At 57.6% G+C, this 14,019-nt stretch carries 11 protein-coding genes; 4 read left to right on the top strand and 7 right to left on the bottom strand.

Features of this window, described 5'->3' with window-relative positions:
- Nucleotides 1-3: 3 nt before the first annotated feature.
- The 3 genes from ppdD to nadC all read right to left on the bottom strand — a co-directional run bounded on the left by ppdD (nt 4) and on the right by nadC (nt 3,122).
- Nucleotides 4-444, bottom strand: a complete 441-nt coding sequence (gene ppdD / locus ACN28Q_RS08635; protein WP_095845970.1) for a prepilin peptidase-dependent pilin — start codon at nt 442-444, stop codon at nt 4-6.
- Nucleotides 445-695: 251 nt separating this feature from the next.
- Nucleotides 696-2,057 (bottom strand): esterase-like activity of phytase family protein, encoded by a 1,362-nt coding sequence (locus ACN28Q_RS08630; protein WP_095845969.1) that lies wholly within the window; start codon nt 2,055-2,057, stop codon nt 696-698.
- Nucleotides 2,058-2,222: 165 nt separating this feature from the next.
- Nucleotides 2,223-3,122, bottom strand: coding sequence for a carboxylating nicotinate-nucleotide diphosphorylase (gene nadC / locus ACN28Q_RS08625; protein ID WP_095845968.1), 900 nt, complete (start codon nt 3,120-3,122; stop codon nt 2,223-2,225).
- 275 nt (nt 3,123-3,397) lie between these two features.
- On the opposite strand from nadC, the gene ampE reads away from it, so the two are divergent.
- Nucleotides 3,398-4,252: a beta-lactamase regulator AmpE gene (ampE, locus tag ACN28Q_RS08620; RefSeq protein WP_095845967.1), complete on the top strand. Its 855-nt coding sequence runs from the start codon at nt 3,398-3,400 to the stop codon at nt 4,250-4,252.
- 42 nt (nt 4,253-4,294) lie between these two features.
- On the opposite strand, the gene hemL is transcribed toward ampE, so the two are convergent.
- Nucleotides 4,295-5,584, bottom strand: coding sequence for a glutamate-1-semialdehyde 2,1-aminomutase (gene hemL, locus ACN28Q_RS08615; RefSeq protein ID WP_095845966.1), 1,290 nt, complete (start codon nt 5,582-5,584; stop codon nt 4,295-4,297).
- 267 nt (nt 5,585-5,851) lie between these two features.
- Between hemL and erpA the strand changes: the two genes are divergently transcribed.
- Complete coding sequence (gene erpA / locus ACN28Q_RS08610) at nt 5,852-6,199, top strand: iron-sulfur cluster insertion protein ErpA (RefSeq protein ID WP_095845965.1); 348 nt, start codon at nt 5,852-5,854, stop codon at nt 6,197-6,199.
- A gap of 128 nt (nt 6,200-6,327) precedes the next feature.
- Here the strand turns inward: erpA and btuF are convergent, their stop codons facing one another.
- Together btuF and mtnN are read right to left on the bottom strand one after the other, a co-directional pair.
- On the bottom strand, nt 6,328-7,134 hold the full coding sequence (gene btuF, locus ACN28Q_RS08605) for a vitamin B12 ABC transporter substrate-binding protein BtuF (protein WP_095845964.1): 807 nt from the start codon (nt 7,132-7,134) through the stop codon (nt 6,328-6,330).
- Nucleotide 7,135: 1 nt separating this feature from the next.
- Complete coding sequence (gene mtnN, locus ACN28Q_RS08600) at nt 7,136-7,837, bottom strand: 5'-methylthioadenosine/S-adenosylhomocysteine nucleosidase (protein WP_095845963.1); 702 nt, start codon at nt 7,835-7,837, stop codon at nt 7,136-7,138.
- Between the two features lie 130 nt (nt 7,838-7,967).
- On the opposite strand from mtnN, the gene dgt reads away from it, so the two are divergent.
- Complete coding sequence (gene dgt, locus ACN28Q_RS08595; protein ID WP_095845962.1) at nt 7,968-9,485, top strand: dGTPase; 1,518 nt, start codon at nt 7,968-7,970, stop codon at nt 9,483-9,485.
- 194 nt (nt 9,486-9,679) lie between these two features.
- On the top strand, nt 9,680-11,116 hold the full coding sequence (degP, locus tag ACN28Q_RS08590; protein ID WP_095845961.1) for a serine endoprotease DegP: 1,437 nt from the start codon (nt 9,680-9,682) through the stop codon (nt 11,114-11,116).
- 98 nt (nt 11,117-11,214) lie between these two features.
- Here the strand turns inward: degP and barA are convergent, their stop codons facing one another.
- Nucleotides 11,215-13,971: a two-component sensor histidine kinase BarA gene (gene barA, locus ACN28Q_RS08585; RefSeq protein WP_095845960.1), complete on the bottom strand. Its 2,757-nt coding sequence runs from the start codon at nt 13,969-13,971 to the stop codon at nt 11,215-11,217.
- Nucleotides 13,972-14,019: the final 48 nt, after the last annotated feature.

Here is a 14,019-nt window from a genome sequence, read left to right as displayed (position 1 = left end):
CGATCACCCCGCCGCATCATCAAAGCGGAACACGCTCTGGCAGCTTTCCTGCAATGCGCTGTTTTCACTGCTGCAGCGGCGCGTCCAGCGCGTCAGGCCTGTGCTGTCTTGCACCGGGTTCAGCATCACCGTCAGGCTTTGCAGCGTTTGGCTGCCGGTCAGGGTAATGATGCCCTGGCTGACGGCGATATTGCTGACGTAACGTGATGTCGTGGCGTTAGGGATCCCCTGGCTGCCGGTGTTGCAACCGCTGGCGGTGCCGCTATTTTCCAGCAGGCATAGCTCTACTGCCATTTTGTAAGGCACCATCGCCTGCAGCATATCGGTCAGCGACGCCTTTTGCAGATAGCGTTGATAAGCGGGAATGCCGATGGCGCTCAGGATGGCGATGATGGCGATCACCACCATCAACTCGATCAGGGTAAAGCCGCGTTGCGTTTCCATATGCCACGTTCTCCATAGTGATGTGAAGAGCAACATAATGCGCTTTCCCGTGGAGGGCGAGGGGCTTTGGGCAACGGTGCGTGCGGCTACGGTAGCAATGGCTTAGCGTTACATCGGGCTGGAAAAAAATGCGTTATGTTCCGCAATGTTGATGGCCTGGCCGCGCTGCGCGATGTTGAGCGCGGCCGGCCAGGCGGCGGTGTGCAGCGGTAGAATAGCCCGCCGGTAAAACGTTAGCGTTCAGCGCCCGGTTACGGCAAAGGGGACGGCAGTGTAATCAACCACAGCTCGTTGTCAGCCTCCGGTTTTTGCAACGGCACCACTTCCAGCGTGGTGTTGGTGGCAGTGCCGTCCCGCATCAGTTTACCGTCGGGGCCGGTTTGGTAATCGCCAACCTTGTCTTTTGCTTTCAGCGGGGATTTCAACGTGGAACGCAGGCCGAAATCGTTATCGTTGATGACCGCCAGCGTGTGTTTATCAACCATTGCCAGGCCTTCAACCTTTTCCTGTTGCCAACCCAGTTTACGCAGATCAACCAGTTCGCGTTTTTGCGCCAGGCGAATGCCGCGTTTGGCCAACTGTTCGCTATCGTCAAATTCCGGTGCTTTGCCGTTCGCATCAAAGGGGGTCAGATCGGTGGCCTGGCTCATGTCCACCAGATAGATGCGGTTCTGCATCTGCTTATCTTTGTCTGCGCCTTGCTCCACCAGCAGGATGCGTTGATTATCCAGCGCGACGATATCGCCGATTTTGGCATCTTTGGCCTTTTTATAGCTGTCAATATTGATGGGGTAACCCACCATCTGGCTGGCGCCGGTTTCCGGGTTGAACATCACCAGGCGGGTGAACTGCGCTTTGTTCTTACTTTTTCCGTTGATATCCAGCGTGCTTTGCACCGCCATCACCAGGGTGCCGTTTGGCAACCGGGTCAGCCCTTCAAAGCCGCGGTTGGGCTGGCGCCATTTAATAATGGCCGGCAGACCGGTCGCGACGGACTGCTCGGCGCCGCTGGGCGTTGGGCCAAATTTTTTCAGGATTTTCCCTTGCGCATCAATATGGATCAGGAACGGGCCATACTCGTCGCACAGCCAGAAACCGCCGTTGCCATCGGGCGTGATCCCTTCGGTATCCAGGCCGCGTTGGCTGGTGCTCAGGGGAAGTAAAGCATCATTCAACGCCACTTCATTGGTGGAGCCGATGAAATTCTCCGGCAGCGGCAGGCCATTTATCGGGCCTTGTTCATCGTGCAACGGGCGTGGGTTGACGGCCTGCGCCGCCTTGGCGCTGACTTTGATATCCATAATTAACGGGGTATAGCCGGGGTTGGCGAAGATCTTGGCTTCTTTATCACCCACCGGCGGCGCATCGGCATTGGGGCCGCGATCGGTCAGCGTGGTGAACAACAGATCGTCGCCCTGTTTCCCCATAAAATAGAGGCCAGACCCGATGCCTATCGGCAGGCCATGGGGAAAGTGACTGGCGAATTTCCCTTGATAAGCCACGCGTTCCCCGGCGGGAAACGTCACCACATAGCGGGTGGTTTTTTCACCTTCCGCCAGGGCGTTTAAAGATATCAATCCGGTGAGTAATAGCGGTAATAACTTATATTTCATCGTATTACACTCTTGTGTGCCCTGCCGGCAAGGCAGAAGGCGTGTGCGTTTCTGATTAGGAAGACAGCAGCTTAAATAACGGGTGTGTCATTTACATGACGGCCGCCATGCCGCCGCCGTGCGGGGATGACGGCCGCACGGGCGGGCGGACTGGGGAAGAAGCGGTCAGCGGGGTTCGTCGAAGCGCAGCGACAGATCGAGCGCGGTCACATTCTTGGTCAACGCCCCGACGGAAATATAGTCAACGCCGGTTTGCGCATACGCGCGTAGCGTGTCACGGGTGACGTTGCCGGAAATCTCCAACTGAGAGCGCCCCTGGGCCAGGGTGACGGCCTCGCGCATCATGTCAATGCTGAAATTATCCAGCATCACGATATCCGCGCCGGCATCAAGCGCCTGCTGCAGCTCATCCAATGATTCGACCTCGACTTCTACCGGCACATCGGCATGCAACCAGAAGGCCTGTTCGACGGCCTTTTTTATCGATCCGGCGGCGATAATGTGGTTTTCCTTAATCAGGAACGCATCGGAAAGCCCCAGGCGGTGATTGCTACCGCCGCCGCAGAGCACGGCGTATTTCAGCGCGGTACGCAGCCCCGGCAGCGTTTTTCGCGTATCCAGCAGGCGGGTTTGGGTGCCTTCCAGCAGCGCAACGTAGCGGCTGACTTCCGTGGCTACACCAGACAGCGTCTGGATGAAGTTCAGCGCCGTGCGTTCGCCGGTCAGCAACGTGCGCGCCGGGCCGCTCAGTTGGCACAGCGGCTGATTCGGCACCAGCGTATCGCCGTCGGCAACCAGCCAGGTGGTTTTGACCTTATTGCCCAGCTGAATGAAGACCTCATTCAGCCAGCGTTGCCCGCAGAACACGCCGGCTTCCCGGGTGATCAGGGTAGCGCTGGCCTGCTTGTCTGCGGGCAGTAACTGTGCGGTGATATCGCGATCGGCATCCACTTCGCCGCCCAAATCTTCACGCAGGGCCTGGGCAACGGCGTAGGGGATATCGCTTTCAATGCGTTCGAGCAGCTCGGCGCGGCGGCTGTCGGCACTGTAACGGCGTGTCGGCATAGGAAACTCCGAAATGGGCGGTAAGGGGATTGTGGAACATGCTACTCTGTTGCCAGGGCAAGTACCACTCATGCCTTAACCGTTTCTTTTGATAGCGGATTGCTGTGGCGGCTCATCATTTCGGCAACGTTATTATCCGGTAGGCAACCTTATCGGATCCTGTCGATCAGGGGGCTGGCCTGTTATTGGATGGGCATTGATATGCGTATCTCTGGAATCATGCGATAAATCCCGCTGCGCAACGCCGGGAGTACATAAAAGGAGAGGGCTGGCTCATGACGCTGTTTACGTTGTTACTGGTTCTGGCATGGGAACGTTTGTTCAAGCTGGGTGACCATTGGCAGTTGGATCATCGTATTGCCGGGGTGTTCCAGCGGCTGCGCCGCTTTTTACTGCCGCAGACGCTGGCGCTGGTTATTGTCTGGATGGCCGTGGTGTGGGCGATTCTGGGGATCAGCCACGGCCTGTTTTTTGGCGTGGTGACACTGCTGTTATGGATTGTGATTGGCCTGCTGTGCATTGGCGCCGGGATTATTCGCAAACACTATCGCGCCTATCTGAAGGCGGCCAGGCAGGGTGATGCCGACGCCTGCGCCCAGATGTCGGAAGAATTGGCGCTGATTCACGGCTTACCGGTGGATTACAGCGAGGAGGAACGACTGCGGGAGTTGCAAAACGCCTTGCTGTGGATTAACTACCGCTATTATCTTGCCCCGTTGTTCTGGCTGGTGGTCGGCGGGCCGTATGGGCCGATTGCGCTGGCAGGCTATGCGTTCCTGCGCGCTTATCAAACTTGGCTGGCGCGCCACCATACCCCGTTGCAGCGTTCACAGTCGGGCATCGACTGGCTGCTGCACTGGGTTGATTGGATCCCGGTGCGCCTGGCTAGCCTGGCGTATGCGATGTTTGGCCACGGCGAGAAAGCCTTGCCGGCGTGGTTTGCTTCGTTGGGGGATTTTCGCACCTCGCAATATCAGGTACTGACTTCGCTAGCGCAGTTTTCGTTAGCGCGTGAGCCCCATGGCGATGCAGTGCAGACCCCACGGGCTGCAGTGACGCTGGCGCGTAAAGTGACGATGATTATTGTGGTTGTGGTCGCGATATTAACGATCTACGGGGCGCTGACCTAAGCCGAAGCAGGGCCGCGTGATTGCGGCCCCGCTATGCGGTGATTACAGTTGGCTAAAGCAGCGGCGTGCGGCATCAATGGTGCGTTGGATATCATCTTTGCTGTGCGCCACGGACATAAATCCGGCTTCGAAGGCGGAAGGCGCCAGATAGACGCCTTCATCCAACATCAGGTGGAAGAAGCGTTTGAAACGCTCAACGTCACACTGCATCACGTCCTGGTAGCAGGTAATGGCTTCGGCATCGCTGAAGAACAGCCCGAACATGCCGCCAACGCGGTTGACGACCAGCGGAATATTCTCTTCGCGCGCGGCGTCCAACAGCCCCTGCGCCAGCATTTCCGTCAGTTCGGTCAAGGTTTGGTGCAAGCCCGGCTGCGCCACTTCATTCAGGCAGGCGTAGCCTGCGGCCATGGCGATAGGGTTGCCGGAAAGGGTGCCGGCCTGATAAACCGGCCCGGTTGGCGCCAGCGCCGCCATCACCTCGCGGCGGCCGCCGAATGCCCCCACCGGCATGCCGCCGCCGATGATTTTGCCCAGGCAGGTCAGATCCGGCACCACGTCATAGTAAGCCTGGGCGCCGGCCAGCGCCACGCGAAAACCGGTCATGACTTCATCGATAATCAACAGCGCCCCGTACTCATCGCACAGCGCGCGCAGGCCCGGCAAGAAGCCCGGCAGCGGCGGCACGCAGTTCATGTTGCCGGCCACCGGCTCAACGATGATACAGGCGATATCAGCAGGGTACTGTTCGAATGCGCTGCGTACCGAATCCAGATCGTTATAGCTGCAGGTCAGGGTATGTTTGGCGAAGTCTGCCGGCACCCCTGGCGAATTTGGTTGCCCAAGAGTCAGGGCGCCGGAGCCGGCTTTAACCAGCAGGCAGTCGGCATGGCCGTGGTAGCAGCCTTCAAACTTGATGATTTTATCGCGGCCGGTATAGCCGCGCGCCAGGCGGATTGCGCTCATGGTGGCTTCAGTGCCGGAGTTGACCATGCGCACCATGTCCATGGTTGGCACCAGTTCGGTCACCAGCGCCGCCATTTTCACTTCCATTTCGGTCGGTGCGCCGAAGCTCAGGCCGCGTTCGGCCGCTTCGATAACGGCGTTGCGAATGGCCGGGTGGTTGTGGCCCAGCACCATCGGGCCCCAGGAGCCGACGTAATCAATATAGGCTTTACCATCGGCATCATAGAGATAAGCGCCGTCAGCCCGCTCAATGAACAGCGGCACCCCGCCGACGCCGGTGAATGCACGCACCGGGGAGTTAACCCCGCCGGGGATTAACTGCTGCGCCTGGGCGTACAGACTTTCGGACTTGCTGTGTAAGCTCATAAATCGGCTCCTGGATTCTCAATAAATGGTTCGACGCAGGCTATTCTAGAGAAGTGCGCGCCGTTATGAAACGGTTAACCGGGGCAGGGCATGCCGGCATCGGCGGCATTTTTCGCCGGCTTTGCGGGCGAATGGTTTAAAAGGTGCCAATAAAATGCGCCTAATGCGGCGAATACTTGAACACAGCACTGGGGTATTGGATAATTAAAGGCATTAATCAGGCTGCCGTTGTAGTAACCTGATGCTGAACAATGTTGGGAGTTAAGTATGAGTGATGAAACAGCAGCACTGCCCCTGCAATTTACCGAGGCGGCAGCAAACAAGGTGAAATACCTGATTGCTGATGAAGAAAACCCAAACCTGAAACTGCGGGTCTACATTACCGGCGGCGGCTGCAGCGGATTCCAGTACGGTTTCACGTTTGACGATAAGGTTAATGAAGGCGATATGACCATTGAAAAGCAGGGCGTTGCGTTGGTGGTCGATCCGATGAGCTTGCAATACCTGGTAGGTGGTTCGGTGGACTACACCGAAGGGCTGGAAGGCTCACGCTTTGTGGTCACTAACCCGAACGCCAAAACCACCTGCGGCTGCGGTTCTTCGTTCAGTATCTGATCCTGCCTAATCAACCACCGCCGGCCGGTGGTCGTTGCTTCCCCCCGCGTTTGTTGTTGCCGGTGCGGGGGAGAAGCTCCGTGTAATCAATTTCCCCAACTCATTATGATGCGCCCGTATGGGGCGGATCAGTGAATGTCTGCCAGCCGGCTGCACAGTTGCTGCGCCGCCAGCATGATGCGTGGCCCAGGGCGATTAAACCAGTCTGCATCCAGCGCGATGATTGGCACCTGCAACTGCGGCGCCCAAAACGCTTTGGCATTGGCCAGCTCTTGCGCACCACCGCTGATCACGATCGCCTGCGGCTGGCGCGCCAGCACCTGCTCGCGGCTAACCTGCGGCCAGGGGATACGGCTGTCGGCAAAGATATTCTGCGCGCCGCACAGCGCCAGTAGCTGGCTTTGCAGCGTCGCTCCCGAGCTGGTAAACAGCGGTTGGGTGCCAAATTGCAACAGCACCCGTTTCGGCGGCAGGTGTGCGTATTGGGCTTGTAATTGTGTGGCTTGCCGGCGGATACGGTCGGCGGCCTGATGCGCGGCTTCGGGATGAGGGCTGTATTGCGCCAAATCGTCCAGTTCCTGGGCTACCTCATCAATGCGTTTGGCATCGGCATAGAAAATTGGGATGCCGAGCGCGGCAAGCTGATCCAGCACCCGCTGCGGATTGCCGCTGCGCCAGGCCAGGATAAGATCCGGTTTTAGCGCCAATACCCGTTCCAGGTTAATCCCTTGCCATGAAGCCACCTGCTCCAAGTTGCGCGCGGCGGGGGGATAATCGGAAAACGCGCTGGCTGCCACCAACACCTCACCCATGCCGGCGGCATAGGCCAGTTCGGTGGTGCTGGGGGCCAGGCTTATCACCCGTTGGGCGCCAAACGCCGGCGATGCCAGCCATAGCGCCAGGCCCCACAGCAGGAGCGTAAGCCGGCGTTTCACCTTAATGGCGTTTCGCCAGCGCCTGCAACATGGCGTTAACCATCAGGGTGGACTGCTTAGCGGCGACGATGAGGAATTCTTCAAAGCTCATGTGCGATTCGTGGTCGGCCACATCGGAAATGGCGCGCACTACCACAAACGGCGTACCAAACAGGTAGCAGACGTGGCCGATAGCGGCGGCTTCCATCTCAACTGCGGCCACCGCCGGGAAGGTGGCGCGGATGCGCGCCAGCGGCTCGGCGCCGTTGATGAAGGCATCGCCGCTGCAGATTAGGCCGCGCACCGCGTGCATATCCAGTTGCTTGATGCAGCTTTCCGCCAGGGCAATCAGCGCCTCATCTGCGTTAAACGCCGCCGGGCAGCCGGCCATCTGGCCCGGTTGATAACCAAAGGCGGTTACGTCGGCATCGTGATAGCGCACTTCGCTGGAAACCACGATATCACCCACTTTCAGCGTTGGCGCCAGGCCGCCGGCGGAGCCGGTGTTGATCACCACATCCGGCTTGCAGTGTTCCAGCAGCAGGGTGGTGCCCATCGCCGCCGACACTTTACCAATGCCGGATTTCAGCAGCGCCACGTCAACGCCGTTCAGTTGGCCGGTATAGATTTCGCAACCCGCGCGTACAAGGGTCTGGCGGTTCTGGATTTGCTCGCGCAGCAGGGTGACTTCTTCTTCCATTGCGCCGATGATGCCTACTTTCATAACTAACACTCGCTGATTGGGGTGAACATTGCGCCATAGTCTATCATGGCTCTCAATGAGAGATAATCCGTTGCATCCGCTGCCGGGAATTGCTATCACGGGGGCTGGTGCGCAACGGTAGGGGAAACAGATGTCCGGGATCGACTTTAAGCAAAAAATCAGCTTCCAGCGGCCATTCAGCAAGCCGATCGTGGCTGAGGAAGAGTACGAGATTATCCGTCAGTTTGAGAGCGATCGCGGGCGTATCGTCAACTCAGCCGCTATCCGCCGGCTGCAGCAGAAAACCCAGGTTTTCCCGCTGGAGCGCAACGCCGCCGTGCGCAGCCGCCTGACCCACTCCATGGAAGTACAACAGGTGGGGCGGCATATCGCCAAAGAGATCCTCAACAGTTTCAAGCAGCAAAAGCGTGTGGATGCGCTGGGCCTGGTCCGGCTGCTGTCGCCTTTTGAAAGCATCGTCGAAATGGCTTGCCTGATGCACGATATCGGCAACCCGCCATTCGGCCATTTTGGCGAATCGGCGATCAATGACTGGTTCCGCCAGCGGTTGGTGCCGGCCAGCGGCGGCCACGAGCCTAACGGCCAGGATAACTGCCAGGTTGCCGTGCTGCGCCTGCAGGAAGGGCAAAGCGATCTTAACCAACTGCGCAGCCGCATCCGCCAGGATCTAAGCAATTTTGAAGGCAATGCGCAGGCGATCCGCATGGTGCATACCCTGCTGAAGCTGAATCTGACCTATGCACAGGTGGGCTGTATTTTGAAATATACCCGCCCGGCGTATTGGTCCGGCGACATTCCGGCCAGCCATGACTATTTAATGAAGAAGCCAGGTTTTTATCTGGCAGAAGAAGCCTTTGTCGACAGGTTGCGCCGGGAATTGAATATAGGTGAATTCGAACGTTTCCCATTAACTTATATTATGGAGGCGGCCGATGATATTTCTTATTGTGTGGCCGACCTGGAAGATGCGGTGGAAAAAAACATTTTCACCGTCGAGCAGCTTTATCAACATTTAATCCAGGAATGGGGCGAAGTAAAAAGCGGCGATCTGTTTGATAAAACCGTCGCCAGCGCCTTTCGCAAGCTCGATCGCGGGGGCGCCCGGCGCAGCGCGGAAGATCACTTCTTCATGTACCTGCGGGTATTCACCGTGGCTCGCCTGGTGCCGCACGCGGCGCAGCGCTTTATCGATAACCTGGAGAGCGTCTATCAGGGCACCTTTAACCAGGCGCTGTTGGAGGACTCCAGTCCCGAGTTCCGCCTGCTGAAAATTTTCAAGAATGTCGCTTCAAAACATGTGTTTAATCACCCGGAAGTGGAGCAGCTTGAGCTGCAGGGTTACCGGGTTATCAGTGGGTTGCTGGATATTTACAGCCCGCTGTTGGCCATGCCGCTGGCCGCGTTCAGCCAGTTGGTGCGTGAAGACACTCACCGCGGTTACCCGATTGAAACGCGCTTGTTCCATAAGCTTTCCACCAAACACCGCCTGGCCTATGTGGAAGCGGTGGAAGGGCTGCAGCGCCTTTCACCCGAGCAGCAGGCGGTGAGCGAATATTATTTCCGCGCGCGTTTGTTGCAGGATTATATCAGCGGCATGACCGATCTTTATGCCTATGACGAATATCGGCGATTAATGGCGGCGGAATAATTAATAGGCAAAGCAACCCGTTATTTTGGCGCTGACGTTCCTGCGGGGGGAATTATTTCGAGTTTTGTAAAGACGGACAATATTTGTTTACTATTGCGGCGTGCATTGTCCTGAACTTCGGGCGATAAATAAACTCTGATTAGGCACACAAGAATGCAATCTTTCCTTGAATGACTTTTCTAAGAGACACACAGATGAAAAAAACCGCATTAGTTTTGAGCGCCCTGGCATTCAGTATTGGTATGGCTGTAGGGCCGGTTACGGCCAGTGCGGCGGATGTGGTTGCACCCAGCGCCACGTCGCAGCAGTTGCCAAGCCTGGCTCCCATGCTGGAAAAAGTGATGCCTTCCGTAGTGAGCATCAACGTTGAAGGCAGCACCACGGTGAATACGCCGCGTATGCCGCAGCAGTTCCAACAGTTCTTCGGCGAGAATTCTCCTTTCTGCCAGGACGGTTCGCCGTTCCAGGGTTCGCCAATGTGCCAGGGCGGCGGCCAGGGCCAGGGTGGGCAAAGCACGCAGGAGAAATTCCAGGCGTTGGGCGCCGGGGTGGTGATTGATGCGGCCAAAGGCTACGTGGTGACCAATAACCACGTGGTGGATAACGCCAACAAGATCCAGGTGCAACTCAGCGATGGCCGCCGTTTCGATGCCAAGGTGATCGGTAAGGATCCGCGTTCTGATATTGCGCTGATCCAACTGAAAGACTTCAAAAACCTGACGGCCATCAAGATGGCGGATTCCGATCAGTTGCGCGTGGGTGACTATACCGTGGCTATCGGTAACCCGTATGGCCTGGGGGAAACCGCCACCTCGGGTATCGTTTCCGCGCTGGGGCGCAGCGGGTTGAATATCGAAAACTACGAGAACTTTATTCAGACCGATGCCGCCATCAACCGCGGTAACTCCGGCGGCGCGCTGGTGAACCTGAACGGCGAGCTGATCGGTATCAATACCGCAATCCTGGCGCCGGACGGCGGCAATATCGGTATCGGCTTTGCGATCCCAAGTAACATGGTGAAAAACCTGACGTCGCAGATGGTGGAATACGGCCAGGTCAAGCGCGGCGAATTGGGCATCATGGGGACTGAGCTGAACTCTGAGCTGGCCAAGGCCATGAAAGTCGACGCCCAGCGTGGCGCCTTTGTTAGCCAGGTGCTGCCGAAGTCTTCCGCTGCCAAGGCCGGTATTAAAGCGGGGGATGTGATCGTCACCATGAACGGCAAGGCAATTTCCAGCTTCGCGGCGTTCCGCGCCGAAATCGGCACGTTGCCGGTCGGCAGCAAAATGAGCCTGGGCATCATCCGTGATGGCAAACCGGTAACCGTTGACGTTACGCTGGAGCAAAGCACCCAAACGCAGGTGGATTCCGGCAATATCTACACCGGTATCGAAGGGGCCGAACTGAGTAATACCCAGGTCGGCGACCAGAAAGGTGTGAAGGTGGATAACGTGAAAGCCGGCAGCGCCGCTGCGCGTATTGGCCTGAAGAAGGGCGATGTGATCCTTGGGGTTAACCAGCAGCCGATTCAAAACCTGGGCGAGCTGCGTAAAATCCTCGACAGCAAACCGAGCGTTCTGGCGCTGAACATTCTGCGCGGCGATAGCTCGCTGTACCTGCTGATGCAGTAATAAAACCCGCAGGCGTTATACGAAACATGGCCCCCTTACTTTAGGGGGCTTTTTTATCCCTGCTGAATAGCTTGCGCCGCCGGCCTGTCGCGAAGTGGTTACTCAGCGGCCAAATGGGCCTTTGCCGCCTGGTTGACCAGCTCAATTTCATCCAGCAGTTCCAGCCATTCCGGCTCCAGTTCTTGTTGACTGACGCCCTGGCGTAGCTGCTGTTCGATATAGAAACACAATTGCTTGAGCCGCGGCACGCCGCTGTAGCTGCAACTGCCGTGCAGTTTGTGGATCAGATCCAGAATACCGTCATCCTCTACGCCTTCCAGCAGCGCCTGTACCCGTTCGCTAACCTGCGGCAGGAATTCCACCAGCATCTGTAACAGATCCTGCGCCAGATCGGCTTTGTTGGCCGCCTGGCGCAGCGCCAACGGCCAGTCCAGGGACAGCAGCGGTTCGCCGCTAGCCGTACCGCCGCGCGGCACCACCGTGACGGTATCGCCGTGGCCGCTGCTGTGATAGCGGGACAGCACCCGCGTCAGCATGGCCTCATCGATAGGTTTCGCCAGGTAGTCATCCATCCCGGCCTGAAGCAGGTGTTCACGTTCGCCGCTGATGGCGTGGGCGGTCACGGCCACGATCGGCGTTGAGGTGTGGTGCGGCATCTGGTGGATCAGCTCGCTGGTACGGATACCGTCGATATTGGGCATCTGAATATCCATCAGAATCAAATCCAGTACGTTATCGCGCGCCAGGGCAATGGCCTCTTCACCGCTTTCGCACAACAGGGTGTGCTCAACCTGTTCCGCCAACAAGGTGCCAATCAGCTTCAGGTTGGCCGGGTTGTCGTCCACGGCCATCACGGTTAACGGCAGGCGTTTATGCGCGGCCTGCGGCTGGGGCGTGCACGGCGTTTCGGCGCGTAGCAGCGGGAACAGGCGGTTACTGGTGACGGGCTTGGTCAGGCAGCCGATGGCGCCCTGTGCTTTAAGCTGTTCGGCGTCAAGCTGTGATTGGCTCGGCAACGCCAGGATCACCCGCCGGGCATAGCGCAGGGCCGCGACTAGCATGTCGGTATGCTGCGCCATATTGTCACGGAAGGGGATCGGCACCCCCATCAGCAGGAAGTCGTAATCATTTTTCGGCAGTTGGCCGAGCGTCGGGGAATGGGTCACCACCAGTTGGGTGACGCTCAGCATATTGAGCGTTGCCTGGGCGGCGATCGGGTTAGACTCGATATACGCCAGAGTTTTCCCGCGCAGATCCGGCAGGCTTGGCGGCAGTGACAGCATGTCTTCGTTCAGATCGAGCGTAATGTGGAACCAGAAGGTGGAGCCACGGTTCAACTGGCTGTGGAAACAGATATCGCCGCCCATCTCCTTCACCAGCTTTTGCGTGATCACCAGCCCAAGCCCGGTGCCGCCGTGGCGGCGCGAAATACTGGCGTCCGCCTGGCGGAAAGCCTGGAACAGCTGTGATTGCTGGCGTTCGGAGATACCGATGCCGGTATCGTGGATCTGCACTTCCAGCTCCACCTGGTGGGCCAGTTGGTTGCGTTGCTCAATGCGGATATCGATGTTGCCGGTTTCGGTGAATTTCACCGCGTTGCCTAACAGGTTGGTGATCACTTGCTGCAGGCGCAGTGAGTCGCCGATAACCTGATCGGGCACGTCGTTGTGCACGTCCAGGGTGAGCTCCAGCCCTTTTTCATGCGCGCTGGGCGCCAACAGCACGATCACTTCATCCAGGGTGTCGCGCAGCGAGAACGGAATATGTTCCAGCACCAGTTTGCCGGCCTCCAGCTTGGAGAAATCCAGCACATCGTTGATGATCGACAACAGGTTGTTGGCCGAGCGTTCGATGGTTTGCAGATAGTCGGCCTGGGTGGCGCTCAGTTCGGTTTTTAGCATCTGGCGGGTAAAGCCGATCACCCCGTTAAGCGGGGTGCGCAGTTCATGCGACATATTCGCCAGGAATTCGGATTTAATGCGTGCCGCTTCCTGAGCGCGCTTTTTCGCCAGATCCAGCTCGACGTTCTGGATCTCCATTTGTTCCAGGGTTTCCCGCAGATCCGAGGTGGCCTGATCGATATTCTGCTGCATCTCTTCGTGGTAGGCGGTCAATGACATCGCCATCGAGTTGATGCCGTTTTTCAACATTTGCAGTTCGCCGAGCATGAAACCCTCTACCCGGCTATCCAGTTGGCCGCGGCGGATGCGATCGACGGTGTTCACCATGTTGCGAATCGGGCCGGTCACGTCACGCATCAGGCGGTAGGCGAACAAAATGGCGATACACATGCACAGCAGCAGCAATAACGTGGAGACGAACACTTCTTTATATTGCTGCAGGCGCATCGATTGCAGATCCAGTTCGATCGCCACATAGCCAAGATTGTTATCCTGATCCTGTTGGACATCCGTACTGGTGGCCTCGTCCGGGTAATGGTTTTCAGGCAGGATCGGTGTGCGCAGGATCAGGGAATCGCCGCGGCGCGTCAGCATCAGTTCGCTGGGGACTGGCACACCTTTGGGCAACTGCAGCCGGGAGACGTTATGGTGATAATTAGACGTGACGAACAGATTATTTTGCGCATCAAACACTGTGATTGAACGTACAATGTCGGAATGGCGGCGGTGTAGCAGGCTAACCAGTTGCCTGACCGATTCACGGCTGTGGAACGTCATGCCATATTCGCTGGCGACGGCGAGCGGCTCGATGATGCTGACGCCGGCATCCACCAACTGTTCCTGCAGCTCGTTGTAACGGTGCACAACGAAGAAAGTACTGAGCAACAAACCTATCAATAACGTTGGCGCCAGGATCAGTATCATCATGCGCGCACGCAGGCTGTATTTGGTCATGAGGTTCCAATGTGGGAGAATTGAGGCTAATCCTAGCTTCCTAAGCTT

Origin of the sequence: Gibbsiella quercinecans (assembly GCF_002291425.1) — a bacterium.
GTDB lineage: Bacteria > Pseudomonadota > Gammaproteobacteria > Enterobacterales > Enterobacteriaceae > Gibbsiella > Gibbsiella quercinecans.
The sequence above is the reverse complement of the archived record's forward strand: the minus strand, read 5'-3'. Positions and strand labels throughout refer to the sequence as shown.

Coding starts and splice junctions, on each gene's coding strand:
- nadC (WP_095845968.1), bottom strand. CDS start 3,122: ATGCCGACACGCCGTTACAGTGCCGACAGCCGCCGCGCCGAGCTGCTC.
- ppdD (WP_095845970.1), bottom strand. CDS start 444: ATGGAAACGCAACGCGGCTTTACCCTGATCGAGTTGATGGTGGTGATC.
- degP (WP_095845961.1), top strand. CDS start 9,680: ATGAAAAAAACCGCATTAGTTTTGAGCGCCCTGGCATTCAGTATTGGT.
- mtnN (WP_095845963.1), bottom strand. CDS start 7,837: ATGAAAGTAGGCATCATCGGCGCAATGGAAGAAGAAGTCACCCTGCTG.
- ampE (WP_095845967.1), top strand. CDS start 3,398: ATGACGCTGTTTACGTTGTTACTGGTTCTGGCATGGGAACGTTTGTTC.
- erpA (WP_095845965.1), top strand. CDS start 5,852: ATGAGTGATGAAACAGCAGCACTGCCCCTGCAATTTACCGAGGCGGCA.
- hemL (WP_095845966.1), bottom strand. CDS start 5,584: ATGAGCTTACACAGCAAGTCCGAAAGTCTGTACGCCCAGGCGCAGCAG.
- ACN28Q_RS08630 (WP_095845969.1), bottom strand. CDS start 2,057: ATGAAATATAAGTTATTACCGCTATTACTCACCGGATTGATATCTTTA.
- barA (WP_095845960.1), bottom strand. CDS start 13,971: ATGACCAAATACAGCCTGCGTGCGCGCATGATGATACTGATCCTGGCG.
- dgt (WP_095845962.1), top strand. CDS start 7,968: ATGTCCGGGATCGACTTTAAGCAAAAAATCAGCTTCCAGCGGCCATTC.